The organism is Nocardia panacis, assembly GCF_003598715.1.
Taxonomy (GTDB): domain Bacteria; phylum Actinomycetota; class Actinomycetes; order Mycobacteriales; family Mycobacteriaceae; genus Nocardia; species Nocardia panacis.
The window spans coordinates 416,901-433,556 of record NZ_QZFU01000041.1; the positions used below are offsets into that span (position 1 = coordinate 416,901).

Consider the following 16,656-nt stretch of genomic DNA (forward strand, 5'->3'; position numbering starts at 1 on the left):
GCACTTCCTCATCCTTCGCCGGTATGCCCCCCCGCTGGGCTCGCGTGAATTCAGCGGGTGCCGTCGGCCACCCGTTCTCGCATGCGGGGCAGCGGGACGGTGCCCTTTTCGAGCATGGTGCGATGGATATCCCGAATATCCAAGCCGGGGGCGGATTGTCGAGCCTGCTGGAAGGTGAGATAGCGGCGACGGTAGGCGAGGGCTTGGGCGGGGAGATCGGTGGCGTCCAGGCTGCTTCCTTGGCTGCGGGGATCGGAGTCGGAAGGTGCGAGAAAACGCACAATGCCGATGTGCGAACGTAAGCTCTCACGGTGTTGGAGTTCGCGATTGAAGATCTTCGCCACGTCCGCCTTCGGATTGGGCGATGGCATTTCCGCACTTGGCGCACCTGGGGGATGGAGCTACCCAAGGGGTACCGCGAACCGAAACTGGTCTACGCCGTCGAACTGCTCGACGAGGACGACAGAAGTGTGGGCCAACTTGGCGCGTTCGTCTCGAGGGAGATGGCTGAGGCTTGCGTGGCGCGGCTCGAGGTCGAGGGTTGTACCGACCTGGTCATCAATATGATTCCGGTCCACACCCGGCTGGAGGACTGGCAGTTCGATCGGTAGGTTGCGTGAATGCTCACCCTGCGGTCCGCGCGCTGAACCCGATGGCCTTGGCCTGGACTCCACAGGTTCCCGCTGCTGCGGAGTTGTCGAGTGCGAAAGTGGGCCATAGCCAACCGTGACCGTGTCGACTGTCGGCTACTAGAAGTATTCCTTGAGCATTTCGGTCGACCAAGCAGCTTGCTGGACCGGTCCTCGCGGGCCGAACTCGGCGAACCATGGCTTGATGTCCAGTACCGGGGTTCCGTCTACCGCGTCCAGCTCGGCGACGTGCAGATCCAGGCCGTCGACCCGCAGGAGTCGAGTGCGGGACACGCCGAGCCAGTTGACGCGGCGCATGTTTCGGTGTCCGAAGATGCCGACCTTGGGCCACTCAGGGTTGTCCCGCGCGCTTCGAGCACCGAAGTGCAGATCGGTCTGGTCTGTCAGGTGGAAGCGGAACACGACTTCGAGGTGGCTGAAGGAGTCCAAGCCTTGCACGGATTCCTCCGTGAACCGAGGATCATCGATCCGAATGATGGCTTCGGTGCCTGCCCAGTGATCGTCCGTGGGTTCGCGTCTGCCGCCGACGACGTGCGCGATCGGCACTACCTCGAAAGTCTCATCCGACATCGGTTCCTATTTCCCGTCCGCGGCCAGGTAATCGGCCGCTCGCTCATCGATCTCGCGCACGCCTGCGATCTGTTGTCCAACGTAGGGTGCCACAATGCCACGGATATCGCGGGTGATGTCTCGTGTCCGACCGGACCGGACGCCTTCCATCGCGCCCAGTGCGACCGTCCATGTGGCGCAAGCTTGTTCGAGTTCGCCTCGACGGGCCTGCACCGTACCCAAGTAGCCGAGGGTAACCGCGTGTGTTCGTTTGAATGCTTTGACCGTGCGTTTGGCCGCGCTGAGCCGGAACTGTTCGGCGGCTCCGGTCAGATCACCCGAATCGCGCAGCGCACAGGCGGTTTCGTGTGCCAGGCTGGCTTCGGCGAAGAAGAACACGCGCGACGGCTCGTCATCGGCGTTGGTCGCTGCGGCAAGGTCTTCCTCGGCAATGAGTAGTGCCCGCGCTGATTCGCGCCGCTGACCGGCGGCGCTCAATGCCTTGGCATGAACTACTTTCAGCAGTGCGCGTTCGCGCGGGCAGGCGGCCTGGTATCGCCCGTCGGCGACGGACGGTTGGCGTTGACCAAACTCGATCGCTGCGGCATACGAACCGGCGACGACAGTGGTGCGCACGGGATCGTCGTGCCCAGCCTCGCCCATTTGCCCGACGAGGGCGTCTTCGTGGCCAGGGTCGTCGATGTCGTTGTGCCCGGCGAAGGGGTGGTCATCCCGCGCAGCCCGAGTACCACCTGGGCCTACGCCGGACTCCCACCCGAGCGCCGGCTTCCGAGGTCCACGCCGTGAACATTCGCCCCCGACAGCGCGCGCCCCCGGTCCGAGACGGCAGAGGAACCAGCAGGCAGGCTGCCTCCGCCACCCCCGACCTGACGAACCGACATCAGTTCATAAACCCCAGTTTAGGAGAATCGCCATGTCCGAAACCGTCGCCCGCGAAGAAGAGTGGCGCACATCGTCGTTCAGCGGTCCGACCGGCGGCAACTGTGCGCAGGTGAGCGTCCAGACCGATGGCGGCTGGAAGCTGCGGCACTCCAAGCATCCGGACGGTCCGGTGCTCGAGTTCACCCCCGGTGAGGTCGATGCCTTCAAGAAAGGCGTGCAGGCGGACGAGTTCTAGTCGGCTCATCCGCGCGTGGTGACCACCCCGGGTCACCTCTGCCCCGGTGGTAGGCGGTCCGTCGGCGTTCCCGGCGGACCGCCTACCACCACACCTCGCCCATCACGAACCCATACTGAGCGATCAATGAAACACCGACAAATGTCGAGGAAATCACCGACTCGGTTCGACAAATGTATGAGGTGACCTCACCGCAGGACGCGGCGCAGCCACGACAGTCGGGCCGCGTTGGCCGCGCGGGAAACCTCCGCATCGGGGGAGGAGATCGGGAACCCGTGATATCCGCCGGACCAGACGTGCAGTTCGGCTCGGCCGCCGGTAGCCCAGATGCGCAGCGCGTAATCGGTTGTCTCGTCGCGGAACAGCTCCGCCGAACCGACCTCCAGGAAGGCGGGTGGCAGGCGGGACAGGTCGGTCATTCGGGATGGTGCGGCGTAGGGAGAGACCGCGTCGGTGCCGTATCGCAGGCCGAGTAGTGCGGTCCAGCCGACGTGGTTGTTGTGGCGGTCCCACGCACCGAGGCCGTCGTATTGCAGGCCCGAGATATTGGGCACGCGCGGACCGGTATTCGAGGTCGGCGGTCGATCATCGAGCATGGGGCACAGCAGCAGTTGCCCGGCGAGGGCCGGGCCGCCGCGGTCGCGGGCCAGCAGCGCGGTGCCCGCGGCCAGTCCGCCACCGGCGCTTTCGCCGGTCACCACGATCCGGTCCGGGTCGATGCCCAATTCCTCGGCGTGCGTGGCCAACCACACCAGACCCGCGTAGCAGTCCTCCACGCCCGCGGGCGCGGGATGCTCCGGGGCCAACCGATATTCGACGGTCACGCCGACGGCGCCGAAGCGCAGCACATTCGCGACCAGCTCCTCGGCGCCGAGGAAGCGGTTGCCCAGGATCATGCCGCCGCCGTGGATGTTGTACAGAGCGGGTGCGCCGGTGATCTCGGCGCTGGGGCGAATGATGGTCAGTTCGATATCCGGCGCGCCGGGCGGGCCGGGGACGACACGGTCCTGCACCGTGACCGGTCGGTCGCCGACCACTTCGTCCAGCGTGGGGATGATGGTGGCGAAATGTGCGCGATTCTCCGGAATCGTGTCGGCCCGCAACGGGATTCGCTGCACCAGCGCGAGGAATTCGGCGAGGCCCGGCAGCAGCTCCGGATCGTAGGGGACAGGCGGATACTCAGCACTCATTGTCGCTCCACAGGATTGGGCCTATTGCAGGATTCGGCGCGGCCCGTCGGGACCCCGAATCGGGCGCTCCACCACGTGCACCGGAGCGTCGCCCCCCACTTCGGCCGCGGCGGGGAAGGTCAATGCCGCGCGGCGCGCGAGAATCGTGTCCGGAGCGAAAGACGCCACGTCAGTCACCTCCGCGAGTGCAGGCAGGGTCTCCGAATCGAAAGGAACTGGCGGATAAGACATTACGCGCCTTCGGGATCCACCACATCGCGGTCGGCCCAGAACGGCGCGACCAGTGCGCGCAATTGCGCCGCCCCGACCTGTTCGACCAGAGCCACGGCGGCGAGATTGTCCCGCACCTGCGACAGTCGGGGTCGCGCCGAACAGCGTGGTGATATTCGCCGGGTGGGTCAGGGTGAAGGCGATGGCGAGGCGGGCGACACTGTATTTCAACTGTGCCAACCGCGGTCCCGCTACCTTGCGCGTCGCGGCGATATGGTGCAGGGCACGGATATTCGTGGCCGACCAGTTGTTCATGCCCCTGGCCCGGATCAGGCCCGCGCGGGTCGGTTCGGCGAGGTCATCGACCAGATCGGCCAGCGGAGTGCCTCACCAGGGCGGCGGCGATCCTGGACCTCTTCATCGACGTGCAACGGGGGACCGGCGTGTCCTATTTGTTCATATCCCATGACCTCGGCGTGGTGCGGCGGGTCTGCCATCGGGCGGCGGTGCTGTATCAGGGGGAGATCGTCGAATCCGGCCCGGTCGGGCCGCTCACCCACGAACCCACCCATCCGTATACTCGCCGGTTGCTGCAGGCCGCGCCCGTCGCCGATCCGGTCCGGCAGGCCGAACGCCGTGCCGCTCGACTCGGTCCGCGCGACTCGCGTTGACCCGCCTGTAGAGTCGTCGGCTATGCCAAAGATCATCGATCACGATCAGCGGCGCAGGGATATTGTCGAGGTCGCCAAGCGGTTGATCATCGAGGGCGGCTTCGAAGCGGCCACAATGCGCAGCATCGTTTCCGCCGGCCGGATTCGCCAATGGCGCCCTCAAGCGCTACTTCGTCAATAAAGACAGCATTATCTCGGCAACCTACGACAGCGTCATGGAGGAGACGAGACGGCATATCATCGCCGCCGATCCGGACCTCGACGCGACGGAGGCGCTGCGCGGTTTCCTCGAGGCGACCATGCCGCTGGATCCGCAACGCATCACCTCCGCGCGGGTGCTGCTGGTGCTGTGGGAGCATTCGGTCGCCAATCCGGAACTGGCGCGCCAGTATCGCGAACTATTGGTGAGTTGGCGCGCCGAACTCGTCGACCGCATCGCGCTCGCGCGCGAGCGCGGCGAATCGGCGCACGATCCGCGGCTCGGGGTGCTCGCCGACGAGATCATCTCGGTGGCGATCGGCGCGAATGTGGCCAGTCTGATGCATCCGGTGGGTGAGTTGATCGACCGCTACCGCGCCTATGTCGACGATTTGATGCGCAGGATCGCGGCCTGATCGTTGGCTACCCTCGGAGCATGATCGGCGCACTGCCCACCACCCGCGGCGGCCCGCCGCCGATCGACCCGCTCACCGCCGCCATCGCCACCATGATCTCCGCCAGCGATGCCGAATCCCTGCTGCTACTCATCGAGGGGTTGGCCGCCGAACCTTTCGACCCGGCCATCGGTCGACCTCGTGTTCCGACGCTTTTCGTTGCGGGACAGGAGGATCCGGTGGCGGCCGCGGACGATCTCGCAGGCAGGCTCCCCGACGCGCGCGTGCTGCGGGTTCCAGGAGATCACTTCACCGCCATGGCAGGCCCCGAATTCCGCACCGCCGTATTCGAATTCCTCGGCGTCGGTGCGTGATAGCCGCAACTGCCGATGTCGAACGCTCGCGGCCGGTATCGAAATGATCGGCCGCCCCGGATGGTTCGGAACGAAAAGCGAGATAGTGAAGTGATCTGCCGGTAATAGTCTGTTCCCGCAGGTGAAGAGTATGCGATTCGTCTCTCTCGTCGGCGATACGTTCGGTCGAGCCGTGCAGCGCCTGCCTGCTTCGATGATCTCGCACCCGACATGACCCATCCGGGGCTGATCCCGATCCCTCGAGGCTCAATGTTGTTGGGTACATAACGAATTGATGTCCAGTCCATATCCCCCACAGTGGGAAGCCCCTACCCTTCGGTGCGAAGATCGCCTACTCGATGGAGGAACGCATGTCTCGGACCTTGCGGGTGATCGGCGCACTGGGGGCGCTGGTCTTGGCTGGAAACACGATTGTCGCGCTCGGCGCGGGGAGCACCGCCTCGGCGGACCCGCTGCCGCAACTGGTCGGACCGGCCGTGCCCGCGGTCGCCGACCTCGATGGTGACGGATATCCCGATGTCGTGTTCAGCGATTTCCTGCTGGGCGGCGGTATTTCGGTATTCCTCACCGATCCGGCGGGCGGGTTCAAACCCGCCGTGCACTACCCGACCGGCGCGCAGGCGGACTATGTCGCCATCGCCGACCTCAACCACGACAACGTGCTCGATCTGGTCGTGACCAACTTCTCGTCGAACACCGTCTCCATCCTGCTCGGCAATGGTGACGGCACCTTCGCACCCGCCGTCGACTACCGGACCGACCTCGCGCCCGGCGCGGTGGTCGTCGGCGACTTCGACAAGGACGGCAACCTCGATATCGCGACCTCCAACCAGGCGCCTTCGTGGTCGGTGCTGCTCGGCAATGGCGACGGCACCTTCCGACCCGCCACCAATATCTCCACCCAACTCGGAATCGGTTCCGGCTCAGCGGATCTGGCCGACTTCGACGGGGACGGCAACCTCGACCTGCTGCGCGGCAACTACATCAACAGCACCATCCAGATCTACCGCGGCCGCGGCGATGGCACCTTCGAACCACCGACCACCATGCGCGACGGCGCGGGAATGGCCTGGTACGGCATGGCCCGCGATATCAACGGTGACGGTAAGCCGGATATCCTGTTCTCCAACCTGGCCGCCGGTACTGTGACGACACTGATCAACAACGGCGACGGCACTTTCGCGCCCGCGCGCGCCTACCCGACCGGCGGATTGCTGCCGCAATGCTTCGATGTCGCGGACATCAACGGTGACGGACTACCCGACCTGGTCGTCGCCAATGCGGGCGACTCCTCGATCTCGGTGCTGCTGGGGACCGCGCCGGGAGTCTTCGGGCCGCCGCACACCTTCCCCTCGGGCGGGCTGTTCCCACTATCGACGCCGATCCTCGCCGATTTCAATCAGGACGGGAAGCTCGATATGGTCATCGGCAATACCGGGACCGGAAATATCACGCTGCGCTACGGCAATGGCGATGGGACCTTCGGGGATCCGATTCAGTATCAGGCCTGAACGATGCCGATGGGCGCGGTGATCGACCGCGCCCAACCGGGTGACGATCGTGACTGTCCTGCGCCGATCCGATTGTCGGACCCGATCTATAGACTCGCGGCGTGAACAACTCGGATTGTCGGTGCGTCATCTGTCACGACTACGGAGATCGCGCCGAACGGCATCCGGCGGATCAGCGCCTGATCGATAATGTCGGCGAGCACGGCTGGGGCGTGCTCGGAATTCCGGAAGAAGATACGACGGGTAGCTGGGCATACACGGTGGGTCTGTGGCACACCTATCGCATGCCGGAGGTCGCCATGTTCGGAATGAACCCGCAGACGATGATCGCCATGCTCAATATTGTCGGTCGTCAGGTCGCGGCGGGTAATGGCCTCGAACTCGGTCAGCGGCTCGACAGTGTGATCAACGACGGCCACCAGGTCGTATTGCGGCCGATCGACGAAACATGGCGTTGGCCGTTGTTCGGCACCGGATTCCGCTTCTACCGCGACACCCCCGAGTGGCCCGTCCTGCATTGCGTCTGGCCGGATCGTGCACAGCGTTTTCCGGGCGATCCCGAAGCCGCACCCGAGTTCGAGGAACGACAGCCGCGACTCGACCTGACACCCGCCGAGCATCCCCGAGGCAAGTGGACCACAATCTACGAGGAATGGCTGGAGTGGAGCAGGACCTAGCAGCTTCAAACCTTCCGGCCCACCGCGCCATACAGTGAAACGCGTTTGTCGTGGCCGGGAGGGTGACCGATCCCGGCATCGCGCCACCGATGGATCACCTCGACACCCGGATCCACCAGCTCCAGCCCGTCGAAGAATCGACCGACCTCGGCCTTGGTTCGCGGTGTAACGGGGATTCCGCGATCCATGTAGACCTGAAGCAGTCGCGCCATACCGTCCGGATCGTCCGGGCCGTCGTCGAAATCCGTTGTCACATGCGACATCGCCAGATAGGACCCGGGCACCAGCGGCTCCATCAGTGTCCGCACCACCTCGTACACATCACCGGGCACGAAATGCAGCAGCGCCATCAGCGACACCGCGACCGGCTGCGAAAGGTCAAGTGTCGCCAGTAGTTCCGGCGCGGCCAGGATATCCGCCGGATTCGAGGCATCGGCCTCGACATACGCGGTGCGCCCCTGCGGCGAACTCACCAGCAGCGCCCTGGCATAGGTGAGCACGATCGGATCGTTGTCGACATAGACCACCCTGGACTCCGGCGCCACCTCCTGCGCCACCTGATGCAGATTCGGCTCCGTCGGAATCCCGGTGCCGATATCGAGGAACTGCCGAACCCCCTGCTCCGCCAGAAACCGCGTGACCTGCAACATGTAGTCGCGATTGGTGCGCGCCGTCACCCGCACGGCCGGAAACTGCGCCAACGCCTGCTCCGCGGCGGCACGATCGGCGTTGTAGTTGTCCTTCCCGCCGAGGAAGTAGTCATACATCCGCGCCGAATGTGGAATATCGGTGCGTAGGTCGATCGGACCGGACACGGGACTCCTCCCAAGTGAGATTCGACTATCCATGCCCCGCAGGTATACCCCATCCGGCCTCTTTGTCGAACCCGATTGCGCCCTGCCGCAGTGGGAAGCCGTCGCTCGGATCCTGTTGGCTCGCTTCGAGTAATCACCCCCGGCCTCTGCGGCCCTGCACGCCCGTTTCCGCCGTCGGCGCGTCACATCACCGCCAACGATCGTCGTAGGTGCTCTCTGCGCTCAACACGGCGCGGCGCTTCCGAACGCCGGGCGTAGTAGCCATTCGGCTCTGCCAGCCCGCGTTCTACGGTGTTGCGCTCGCCGCCGGTTCGGCGGTAGTTCTGGCTGTGGGCAACCGGCTGGAATCTGTCGATGACAGAGATCTACCCGGGAAGCTCGACCGGACAGAAGGGATATCGGTGGTCGCGATCAATCTCGGTGGGAGAGGGAAATTTGGGCTACCGCCAGGGCTTTCGCGGCTTGGTAAGGCGGGGGTGGGCAGGGTGCCACCGACAGCGCTGGTGCTGGCGGGAATCGTCAGCCTTCAGATCGGGGCAGCGCTGGCAAAGCGGTTGTTCGCGGTCACCGGGCCGGTGGGTGCGGTGAGCGTACGGTTGGGGTTCGCAGGGATTGTGCTGCTGGTGTTTTGGCGCTCGGCATTGCGGATCGAACGCCGCGCACTGCCGGTGGTGCTCGCCTACGGAGCGGTGCTCGCGCTCATGAATGTCTCCTTCTATGAGGCGCTCGATCGCATTCCGTTGGGAATGGCGGTCACCATCGAATTCCTCGGACCACTGGCCGTAGCACTCGTCGGGTCGCGCCGCTGGATCGATCCGGTCTGGGCGGTCCTCGCAGGCGGCGGCGTACTGCTGCTCACCCAGGCCGACGGCCCGGTCGCCTGGACCGGCGTCGCCCTGGCAATCCTGGCAGGCGTCTTCTGGGCAGGCTATATCCTGCTGAGCGCCAAGCTGGGCGAATCAACCAGCGGCGGTGGGGGATTAGCACTGGCCCTGGCCTTCGGCGGCCTACTCATTGCCCCGATCGGCATAGCCGAAGCCGGCACCGCCCTCCTACAACCCGCAATCCTCGCCGCAGGTCTCGGCGTAGCCCTACTGTCCTCGGTCCTGCCGTACTCACTGGAACTAGAGGCCCTGCGCCGCATCTCCCCTCGAGTATTCGGCGTACTCATGAGCCTGGAACCCGGCGCAGCCGCCCTGGCCGGGGTGGTCCTGCTCAGCCAGCCGATGAATATCTCGCAGTGGGCCGGAATCGCTTGCGTGGTAGCCGCTTCCATCGGTGCGACCCGGATGGCTACACCATGACGGCCTATTCCTCGCTCGTATGGTCTGAATCCCGAGCAGTCGGGAGCGAGCGTTGCAACTGCCGCGTGGGCGGTGTGCGAACTTGGATATGGATAGAGTTGGGTTCCGCTGGTGGTCAACAGTTGTGGGTGAAAGTGAATGAAAAATTGCCTTAGTTGATGAATACGCGCTGGTCAGGAAGTAGGCTCCCCGCGCACGCGGGGATGAGCCCACCCAGGACACTCTCAAGGACAACATCCGCAAAGGCTCCCCGCGCACGCGGGGATGAGCCCAGACCGTCGCGAATGTTTCCGATGACGACCGTATGCTCCCCGCGCACGCGGGGATGAGCCTGGTGTCGGAGATGGTGAAGGGCACTGGTCCACGCCCCGCGCGGGCAGGGATGAGCCCGCTCTGGTGGCGGCTGCGGAGATATCTCCGCGATGCTCCCTGCCCGTATGAGGATGGGCTTCCCGCCTGGCATGCCCACTCCGGAAGAAATCATTCTTTGCGCGAATGCAGGATGAACTCATCGACTGCGCGGGACGGATTCGCGCAGCGGACGCTTGAAAGGCGTTGCGAATTCAGGCGGTTGCGACAATCGTAAGGGCGTCGTCGAGGATGGCCAGTGCCCGCCGAGCTTCCTCGGCGGTAACGGTCATCGGCGGAGTCACCCGCAGCACATTCCCATGCAACCCACCTTTGCCGACCAAGAGCCCACGTGAACGGCATTCCGCGAGAACAGCATTCGTGCGGGATACCGCCGGGATCTTGCCGGGCTCGACCAATTCCACCCCGAGCATCAGTCCCGCTCCCCGCACCTCGCCGATCAGGGGACACCGCTCGGCGATCTCGCGTAGTCCCGTGAGGAGGATCCGCCCTACCTCCGCCGCATTCGTCTGCAAATCGTGTGAGTCGATGAAATCGAGGACCGCGGTCCCCGCGACCATCGCCATCGGGTTGCCGCCCGCCGTGGAAATGGAGTTGGCGGACAGGCTGTTCATCAGTCCGCTCTCGGCCACTACGCCACCGATGCTGAGCCCGTTCGCCAATCCTTTGGCGAAAGTGATTGCTTGGGGCCGGATCCCGTAGTGCTCGATGCCGAAATAGGAGCGGCCGGTGCGACCCCAACCGGATTGGACCTCGTCGGAGACGAAAGGTACGTCGTAGTCGTCGAGGACTTCTTTCATCGCCAGAAAGAATCCGTCTGGGGGAGTGGCGAATCCGCCCGCGCCCTGGATGGGTTCGGCTATGTAGCAGGCTATGGATCCGGAGGTGGCGGTTTCGATCATGGTGCGCAACTCGTCGCGGCAGGCGGCGATGAATTCGGCGTCGGGGAGGTGGCCGAAGGGGCTGCGGTAGCGGTATCCGTTGTGCGCGTAGGTGATTTGCAGCGGGCTGAGCGAGGTGGCCGACCAACCTCGGATCCCGGTGGCGGCGACTGTGCCGAAGGATCGACCGTGATAGCTGCCGCGCAGCGCGATGACCTGGTTGGATCGCTGGGCCGCGGTGGTGAGCAGGAATGCGGTCTCGACCGCTTCGGAGCCGGAGTTGACAAAGAAGACGCGCGGATCGTCGACGGGGGCGCGTGCGGCGATCTTCTCGGCCAGTTCGACCTGGGATCGGATGAGGTACAGGGTGCTCGAATGCAGTAGTCGACCCGCCTGTCGCCGCAGCGCCTCGGTGATCTCGGGAATGTCGTGGCCGATCATGGTCGCGAGCAGCCCGCCGAAGAAGTCGAGGTAGGTGCGGCCGTCGCCGCCGGTGACGTGTCGTCCGCTGCCTGAGACCAATTCCAGTGGCTCGTCGTAGTAGGTGGTCAGCCAGTCCGGCATGACGGCCCGGTGCCGGTCGTGCAGGGAGTCGCGCACGTTCGTGTCCTTCCATCGAGTGGATCGGACGGTACCGCGCGGGCGGGCGCCGCCGAGGCTGTCCGCCCGACGCGTTGGACTATTTGAAACTCGAACCTGAGCAACCTGCGGGCAGCATTTCCCGATCGGGTGGCGCCGAAATCTTCAGATGACCTTGTGAACTGCGAAAAGTCTCGAGAACTCGGTGATGTAGGGCTGTCATTCGTGGCTGGAATTTCAGATAATCGAACGCCGATGGACCGGATCTTGCCTACTCAGCAATCTCCGTCCATCGTGTGTCCACTGTCACACCAGCTAGGAGATGCCGATGACGACGTCCACCGCACCGCGCCGCGACGAGGTGCGCGCCGAGATCGGTCGCAGGCGCGAGGAGATGCTGGAGTTCCTGTCGGCATTGGTGCGGTGCGAATCCGTCAGCGGCGCGGAGTTCCTGGTGACGGATCTGCTGGAGTCGTGGCTCGCCGAGCACGGCTGGAGCTACGAGCGTCAACCGTTGACCGAACTCGCCGCCGCGCAGCGTGCGGGTGAGCCGGATATCGAACGTCGAGCCAATATCATCGCGCGGCCGCGTCCGCCGCGTCCGGGCAGGCCGACACTGGTCGTCAACGGGCATATCGATGTGGTGCCGCCGGGTGATTCGGCTCTGTGGACGCATACTCCGTTCTCGGGGCGACGGGTGGACGGTCGCCTTTACGGCAGGGGAGCGGTGGATACGAAGGGTCCGATCGCCGCCGGCCTCTACGCGGTGAATGCCCTTGCCCCGCTGCTGGATTCGCTGCCGTTCGATATCGCTGTGCAGCTGGTGTGCGCGGAGGAGACCACGGGGATCGGAACGCGTGCGACCTTCTCGCGCCTCCCCGATCCGTCCGCCGCGATCGTGCTGGAGCCGACGAATGGGGTGCCCGCGCCGATCGGAACCGGATTGCTGTTCTTCGAGATTCAGGTGACGGGGATCGCGGCGCACACCTCGGCGCCGTGGCGCGGCGCCGATGCCTTCCAGCATCTCCTGCGAATTCATCAGGCGCTCACCGTGATCGCGGACGAACGCGGCGCCCGTTTCGGTGAGCGCTATCGCAGGTATTTCGGCGATATCCCGACACCGGTCCCGTTCGCGGTGGGAACCGTCTCGGCCGGGACTTGGCGGGCGGCGGTTCCCGCAGCGGCCCGAATGGCAGGCCGGTGGGGGACCGCACCGGGCGAGGATCTGGATGAGTTGCGGCGCGAGCTGGAGGCGGTGCTCGCTCGAGTCGACGCCGAGGCCGGATGGAGCGAACGCCCCACCCGTATCGAATGGCAACACGAGTTGCCGGGCTGGCAGACCCCGCTCGACAACCCGTTGGTCGCCGCGGCGCAAGCCGCGACGACCTCGGTCACCGGATCGGATCGACTCACCGGCCTGACCGCCGGAACCGATGCGGCGCAGTACGGCCCCAAGGGCATCCCCACCCTCATCTACGGCCCCGGTGACACCGCCTTGGCCCACGGCGCGGACGAGTTCATCGAGGAGGACGCCGTCGAGATCGGAGCACAGGTCATCGCCGAACTGCTACTGGAATACGCCGAGAGGTCCCGATGACCGAATCACGCAGCAGCACAACACTACTGACCCTGACCCGCGGCTTGGAGGTGCTGGAGACGATCGCCGCCGCCGACGGCACGATGACGGCGAAGGCCATCGCCCGCGCGCTCGGCCTGAGCCAGGGCACCTGCTATCACATCCTGCGAACCTTGCAGCAGGACGAATTCGTGATCCGGTTGCGCGATGGCACCTATGTGATCGGCGCGCGCGGCCCGACTGAGCAAGACCGTCAACCTGCATACCCGGCCGTCGCCCGCACTGTCGGCGCTGCTGGTCGGCCTGAATCAGAAGACGCGGGAAACCGCGTATATCTGCGGCTGGTATCACGGCGCGGTCACCCTTCAGGAATGGATCGCGGGCAGCCACCTGCTCAGCGTCGGCAATCTGGATGTCGGATACTCCGGCAATTTCCATACCAGGGCCTCGTGCAAGGCCATCTTCGCTCATCTGCCCATCGAACGGGTCGAGGCGATGCTGCCACCGGAGTCCTTCACGGCGACAACACCCAACAGCATCACCGACTTCGATGCCTTCGCCGGGGAGTTGACGATGGTGAAGAAGAACGGATTCGCCCTCGACAATGAGGAATTCGAGCTCGGCGTCTCCTGCATCGCCGCACCGTTCTTCGATGCCGAACGCAATCCCGTCGGTGCGTTCGCGGTCTCCGCGCCGACGACCCGCTTCGCCAAACAGCAGCATTCCCTCGCGATCCACGTCCGCGACGCGGCCGATCGCGCCACGGCGTATCTGCGCGCCGAATCCTTTGGGGCCGCGGTCATCCCGCTCGACGGCCACCGTCCCGCCTGATCTGTTCGTACTGAAATCCAGGGAGAACCCATGCCACTGCTCGCGCACTATCGCGAGATGTATCGCATCCGCGTGTTGGAGAACGAGATCCTGCGCCTGCGCAAGATCGAGGAGGTCGTCGGCTCCGTGCATCTGTGCAACGGTCAGGAGGCGATCTATGTCGGCGCTGCGGCCGGTCTGGACCTGTCGCGTGACGCGGTCTTTCCGACCTATCGGGGTCACGGTTGGGCGCTGGCGCTGGGCGCCTCGATGCACTCGATCCTGGCCGAACTGCTGGGACGCACCACCGGAGCCAATGGCGGTCGCGGCGGTTCCGCCTACTTCTCCACCCCGAAAACCGCCATGTACGGAGAGAATTCGATCGTCGGTGCGGGTGCGCCGATCGCGGCGGGCGCGGCATTGGCCGCGAGTTTCGACGGCTCCGGCCGGGTCGCGGTGGCCGCGTTCGGCGATGGCGCGCTCAATCAGGGCGCGGTGCACGAGGCCATGAATTTCGCCGCGATACGCCAACTTCCGGTGATCTTCCTGGTCGAGAACAACCACTACTCGGAGATGACGCCGATCGCCGAGATGGTCAAGAATCCGCTGCTGTTCAAGCGGGCCGCCGCCTACGGCATCACCGGTGCGCGCATCGACGGCAACGACCCGATCGCGGTCGCCGATGCCGTGGCCCGCGCCGCCGAACACGCCCGTGCGGGAAAGGGACCGGTCCTGCTCGAGGCCATGACCCAGCGCCTCGTCGGCCACTACATCGGCGATGCCCAGCAGTACCGGCCCGCCGGGGAGGTCGACGCCGTCAGCGTTGACGAACCTCTGGTCAGGGCCGTCCGTGCGCTCACCGAAAAGGGTGTCGCATCACAAGAACTCGACGCGATCCTCGCCGCCGTCGATGCCGAACTGGTTGCCGCGTCGCAGACCGCGCTCGCCGACCCGCTCGCCGATCCGAACACCGTATTGGAGCATCTCTATGCCTGAGCTCACCTACGCGGGCGCCGTCAACGAAGCGCTGCGGCGCATTCTCACCGAGGATCCGAAGGCGCTGGTCTTCGGTGAGGATGTCGCGGCTCCCGGCGGCGTATTCGGCGTCACCAAAGGTCTGCAACGTTCGTTCGGGGCCAGGGTGTTCGACACGCCGATCTCCGAATCGGCGATCCTCGGCGGCGCGATCGGGGCCGCGCTGTTCGGTATGCGCCCGGTTGTCGAGATCATGTGGGCCGACTTCACTTTGGTCGCCTTCGATCAACTGGTGAACCAGGCGGCCAATATTCGCTACGTCTCGCGCGGCGAACTGACCGCGCCCATCACCGTGCGGATGCAGCAGGGCAGCGCCCCCGGCGCCTGCGCACAGCATTCGCAGAGCCTGGAGGCGCTGTTCGCGCACATTCCCGGCCTGCGGGTCTGCATGCCCGCCACGCATCAGGACGCCTACGATCTGCTGCTGACCGCCGCCGCGACAGCGGATCCGACCATTGTCATCGAGAATCGCACGCTCTATCACCGCGACAGGCAGCCGGTCGAGCTCGGTCGTCCCGTCCAACCGCTCGGGCAGGCCGCAGTGCGACGGGCGGGTAGTGCGCTCACGGTAATCACCTGGGGTGCCATGCAATTCCAGGTCTTGGCGGCAGCCGAGACCCTAGCGGCACGCGGCATCGATATCGAGGTCATCGATGCGCGCTGGCTGCGACCGCTCGACATGTCCGCGATCCTGGCCTCGGTCGCCAAGACGCGGCGGCTCGCTGTCGTGCACGAGGCGCATACCACCGGCGGGCTCGGCGCCGAGATCATCGCGAGCGTGGTGTCCGCCGGAATCATGTTGGACCAGCCGCCGATTCGGATCGGCACGCCCGATGCGCGCATTCCGGCGGCGCCGAGTCTCGCGGCCGCGCTCATACCCGATGCCGCGCGGATCGTCGCGGCGATCGAGCGCGTATTCGCGCTGGTGGAGGTGGGGTCGTGAGCATGCCGGTGTTCGCGCCGCTGTATTCACCCGGCACCGAATCGGTTTCGGTGCGTTGGCTCAGTGTCGTCTATCCCACCACCGAGGCGATCGCCGCCGCGGTGCTCCCGCGACCGTTGACGGTGTCCGAGCCGGAGGTGCTGATCTGGGTCGCCGAATTCATCGGTGCCGAATTCACCTCCGCATCCGGCAGCGTCGAAACCCGGCCCGCGTATATGCAGGCCGGGATCAACCTCCGATGCCGACGCGACCAACAGGACGGCGCCTACGCCATCGGAACGTATGTCGAGGGCCTCAACCACGGCATCCTCGGTCGCGAACTGTTCGGACTCCCCAAGAAGCAATCACGTGCGGTTCGGCTGCACGAAACCTCCCCCGGCCGAGTCGACTTCGCTATCCATGACGCTGCGGGTACCGCGCTCGTCACCGGCTCCGCCGACCTCTCCTCGACCGCCGATCAGGCGATCATCCCGGACTGGTTCGCCACCCAGTTCACCGCGAAGATCATCCCCAGCGCGGAAGGGCACGGCTTCGACATCAGCCGACTGGTCCGAATCCCCTTCGCATTCAACGGGATCACCCCGCCACGCCATGGGGAGGCGACTTTCGAATTCGCCGAATCCCGCAGCGATCCACTGCATCTGCTCACCGTGAACGGACCGGCGCGCGCCGCGTACGGAAACGCCCGTCTCGACATCGATTTCGGAACCTACCTCGATCAGCTCGACCAAGCCGATCTCCCCACCTTCGGCACACCGTCCTGGTGAGCCGCTCTGCAACA

22 protein-coding genes are annotated in these 16,656 nt (G+C 65.3%); 15 read left to right on the plus strand and 7 right to left on the minus strand.

Features of this window, described 5'->3' with window-relative positions:
- Nucleotides 1-50: 50 nt before the first annotated feature.
- Complete coding sequence (locus tag D5S18_RS29965) at nt 51-371, minus strand: hypothetical protein (protein ID WP_120044446.1); 321 nt, start codon at nt 369-371, stop codon at nt 51-53.
- 24 nt (nt 372-395) lie between these two features.
- On the opposite strand from D5S18_RS29965, the gene D5S18_RS29970 reads away from it, so the two are divergent.
- Nucleotides 396-611: a hypothetical protein gene (locus D5S18_RS29970; RefSeq protein WP_120044447.1), complete on the plus strand. Its 216-nt coding sequence runs from the start codon at nt 396-398 to the stop codon at nt 609-611.
- A gap of 138 nt (nt 612-749) precedes the next feature.
- On the opposite strand, the gene D5S18_RS29975 is transcribed toward D5S18_RS29970, so the two are convergent.
- Nucleotides 750-1,220: an SAM-dependent methyltransferase gene (locus D5S18_RS29975; protein WP_120044448.1), complete on the minus strand. Its 471-nt coding sequence runs from the start codon at nt 1,218-1,220 to the stop codon at nt 750-752.
- 6 nt (nt 1,221-1,226) lie between these two features.
- On the minus strand, nt 1,227-1,697 hold the full coding sequence (locus D5S18_RS29980) for an NsdA family TPR-like regulatory protein (RefSeq protein ID WP_147404291.1): 471 nt from the start codon (nt 1,695-1,697) through the stop codon (nt 1,227-1,229).
- Between the two features lie 9 nt (nt 1,698-1,706).
- Between D5S18_RS29980 and D5S18_RS34630 the strand changes: the two genes are divergently transcribed.
- Nucleotides 1,707-2,006 carry a hypothetical protein gene (locus D5S18_RS34630; RefSeq protein WP_147404292.1) on the plus strand — a complete coding sequence of 100 codons (300 nt, stop codon included), beginning with the start codon at nt 1,707-1,709 and terminating at the stop codon, nt 2,004-2,006.
- 127 nt (nt 2,007-2,133) lie between these two features.
- Complete coding sequence (locus tag D5S18_RS29985; protein WP_120044450.1) at nt 2,134-2,337, plus strand: DUF397 domain-containing protein; 204 nt, start codon at nt 2,134-2,136, stop codon at nt 2,335-2,337.
- Between the two features lie 188 nt (nt 2,338-2,525).
- Here the strand turns inward: D5S18_RS29985 and D5S18_RS29990 are convergent, their stop codons facing one another.
- Nucleotides 2,526-3,527 carry an alpha/beta hydrolase gene (locus D5S18_RS29990; RefSeq protein ID WP_120044451.1) on the minus strand — a complete coding sequence of 334 codons (1,002 nt, stop codon included), beginning with the start codon at nt 3,525-3,527 and terminating at the stop codon, nt 2,526-2,528.
- Nucleotides 3,528-3,548: 21 nt separating this feature from the next.
- Nucleotides 3,549-3,695 (minus strand): hypothetical protein, encoded by a 147-nt coding sequence (locus tag D5S18_RS35110; protein WP_158608028.1) that lies wholly within the window; start codon nt 3,693-3,695, stop codon nt 3,549-3,551.
- 485 nt (nt 3,696-4,180) lie between these two features.
- On the opposite strand from D5S18_RS35110, the gene D5S18_RS35965 reads away from it, so the two are divergent.
- The 6 genes from D5S18_RS35965 (at nt 4,181) to D5S18_RS30020 (ending at nt 7,563) form a co-directional block, all read left to right on the plus strand.
- The gene (locus D5S18_RS35965; RefSeq protein WP_239004078.1) at nt 4,181-4,408 is read left to right on the plus strand and encodes an ABC transporter ATP-binding protein; all 228 of its coding nucleotides are present in this window, start codon (nt 4,181-4,183) and stop codon (nt 4,406-4,408) included.
- 22 nt (nt 4,409-4,430) lie between these two features.
- Complete coding sequence (locus D5S18_RS35490; protein WP_203236978.1) at nt 4,431-4,589, plus strand: TetR family transcriptional regulator; 159 nt, start codon at nt 4,431-4,433, stop codon at nt 4,587-4,589.
- Nucleotides 4,590-4,623: 34 nt separating this feature from the next.
- Complete coding sequence (locus D5S18_RS30005) at nt 4,624-5,022, plus strand: TetR family transcriptional regulator C-terminal domain-containing protein (RefSeq protein WP_203236979.1); 399 nt, start codon at nt 4,624-4,626, stop codon at nt 5,020-5,022.
- 20 nt (nt 5,023-5,042) lie between these two features.
- On the plus strand, nt 5,043-5,375 hold the full coding sequence (locus D5S18_RS30010) for an alpha/beta fold hydrolase (protein ID WP_120044452.1): 333 nt from the start codon (nt 5,043-5,045) through the stop codon (nt 5,373-5,375).
- Between the two features lie 350 nt (nt 5,376-5,725).
- On the plus strand, nt 5,726-6,886 hold the full coding sequence (locus D5S18_RS30015) for an FG-GAP repeat domain-containing protein (protein ID WP_158608029.1): 1,161 nt from the start codon (nt 5,726-5,728) through the stop codon (nt 6,884-6,886).
- Between the two features lie 101 nt (nt 6,887-6,987).
- Entirely contained in the window at nt 6,988-7,563 is a 576-nt protein-coding gene (locus D5S18_RS30020) for a DUF4262 domain-containing protein (protein WP_120044454.1), read from the plus strand.
- A gap of 5 nt (nt 7,564-7,568) precedes the next feature.
- Here D5S18_RS30020 and D5S18_RS30025 read toward each other — a convergent pair whose 3' ends face one another.
- Nucleotides 7,569-8,378: an SAM-dependent methyltransferase gene (locus D5S18_RS30025; protein ID WP_239004079.1), complete on the minus strand. Its 810-nt coding sequence runs from the start codon at nt 8,376-8,378 to the stop codon at nt 7,569-7,571.
- A gap of 485 nt (nt 8,379-8,863) precedes the next feature.
- Here D5S18_RS30025 and D5S18_RS30030 point away from each other — a divergent pair, with 485 nt between their 5' ends.
- Complete coding sequence (locus D5S18_RS30030) at nt 8,864-9,682, plus strand: EamA family transporter (protein WP_239004080.1); 819 nt, start codon at nt 8,864-8,866, stop codon at nt 9,680-9,682.
- 563 nt (nt 9,683-10,245) lie between these two features.
- Here the strand turns inward: D5S18_RS30030 and D5S18_RS30035 are convergent.
- The gene (locus tag D5S18_RS30035; protein WP_120044457.1) at nt 10,246-11,532 is read right to left on the minus strand and encodes an aspartate aminotransferase family protein; all 1,287 of its coding nucleotides are present in this window, start codon (nt 11,530-11,532) and stop codon (nt 10,246-10,248) included.
- A gap of 307 nt (nt 11,533-11,839) precedes the next feature.
- On the opposite strand from D5S18_RS30035, the gene D5S18_RS30040 reads away from it, so the two are divergent.
- The 5 genes from D5S18_RS30040 (at nt 11,840) to D5S18_RS30060 (ending at nt 16,642) form a co-directional block, all read left to right on the plus strand.
- Nucleotides 11,840-13,108 (plus strand): M20 family metallopeptidase, encoded by a 1,269-nt coding sequence (locus D5S18_RS30040; RefSeq protein WP_239004081.1) that lies wholly within the window; start codon nt 11,840-11,842, stop codon nt 13,106-13,108.
- A gap of 312 nt (nt 13,109-13,420) precedes the next feature.
- Complete coding sequence (locus D5S18_RS35975) at nt 13,421-13,918, plus strand: IclR family transcriptional regulator (protein WP_439651189.1); 498 nt, start codon at nt 13,421-13,423, stop codon at nt 13,916-13,918.
- 30 nt (nt 13,919-13,948) lie between these two features.
- Nucleotides 13,949-14,893, plus strand: a complete 945-nt coding sequence (locus tag D5S18_RS30050; protein ID WP_120044459.1) for a thiamine pyrophosphate-dependent dehydrogenase E1 component subunit alpha — start codon at nt 13,949-13,951, stop codon at nt 14,891-14,893.
- The gene (locus D5S18_RS30055; protein ID WP_120044460.1) at nt 14,886-15,875 is read left to right on the plus strand and encodes an alpha-ketoacid dehydrogenase subunit beta; all 990 of its coding nucleotides are present in this window, start codon (nt 14,886-14,888) and stop codon (nt 15,873-15,875) included. Before D5S18_RS30050 ends, D5S18_RS30055 begins: the two co-directional genes overlap by 8 nt.
- A gap of 2 nt (nt 15,876-15,877) precedes the next feature.
- Entirely contained in the window at nt 15,878-16,642 is a 765-nt protein-coding gene (locus D5S18_RS30060; RefSeq protein WP_239004091.1) for an acetoacetate decarboxylase family protein, read from the plus strand.
- The last annotated feature ends 14 nt before the right edge of the window (nt 16,643-16,656 follow it).

Bases quoted from the DNA above. Each gene is read 5' to 3' on its own strand.
- D5S18_RS29965 (WP_120044446.1), bottom strand. From the start codon at position 371: ATGCCATCGCCCAATCCGAAGGCGGACGTGGCGAAGATCTTCAATCGC.
- D5S18_RS35490 (WP_203236978.1), top strand. From the start codon at position 4,431: ATGCCAAAGATCATCGATCACGATCAGCGGCGCAGGGATATTGTCGAG.
- D5S18_RS30040 (WP_239004081.1), top strand. From the start codon at position 11,840: ATGACGACGTCCACCGCACCGCGCCGCGACGAGGTGCGCGCCGAGATC.
- D5S18_RS29985 (WP_120044450.1), top strand. From the start codon at position 2,134: ATGTCCGAAACCGTCGCCCGCGAAGAAGAGTGGCGCACATCGTCGTTC.
- D5S18_RS29970 (WP_120044447.1), top strand. From the start codon at position 396: ATGGAGCTACCCAAGGGGTACCGCGAACCGAAACTGGTCTACGCCGTC.
- D5S18_RS34630 (WP_147404292.1), top strand. From the start codon at position 1,707: ATGAACTACTTTCAGCAGTGCGCGTTCGCGCGGGCAGGCGGCCTGGTA.
- D5S18_RS30060 (WP_239004091.1), top strand. From the start codon at position 15,878: ATGCCGGTGTTCGCGCCGCTGTATTCACCCGGCACCGAATCGGTTTCG.
- D5S18_RS30015 (WP_158608029.1), top strand. From the start codon at position 5,726: ATGTCTCGGACCTTGCGGGTGATCGGCGCACTGGGGGCGCTGGTCTTG.
- D5S18_RS30050 (WP_120044459.1), top strand. From the start codon at position 13,949: ATGCCACTGCTCGCGCACTATCGCGAGATGTATCGCATCCGCGTGTTG.
- D5S18_RS30005 (WP_203236979.1), top strand. From the start codon at position 4,624: ATGGAGGAGACGAGACGGCATATCATCGCCGCCGATCCGGACCTCGAC.
- D5S18_RS30055 (WP_120044460.1), top strand. From the start codon at position 14,886: ATGCCTGAGCTCACCTACGCGGGCGCCGTCAACGAAGCGCTGCGGCGC.
- D5S18_RS29975 (WP_120044448.1), bottom strand. From the start codon at position 1,220: ATGTCGGATGAGACTTTCGAGGTAGTGCCGATCGCGCACGTCGTCGGC.
- D5S18_RS29990 (WP_120044451.1), bottom strand. From the start codon at position 3,527: ATGAGTGCTGAGTATCCGCCTGTCCCCTACGATCCGGAGCTGCTGCCG.
- D5S18_RS30010 (WP_120044452.1), top strand. From the start codon at position 5,043: ATGATCGGCGCACTGCCCACCACCCGCGGCGGCCCGCCGCCGATCGAC.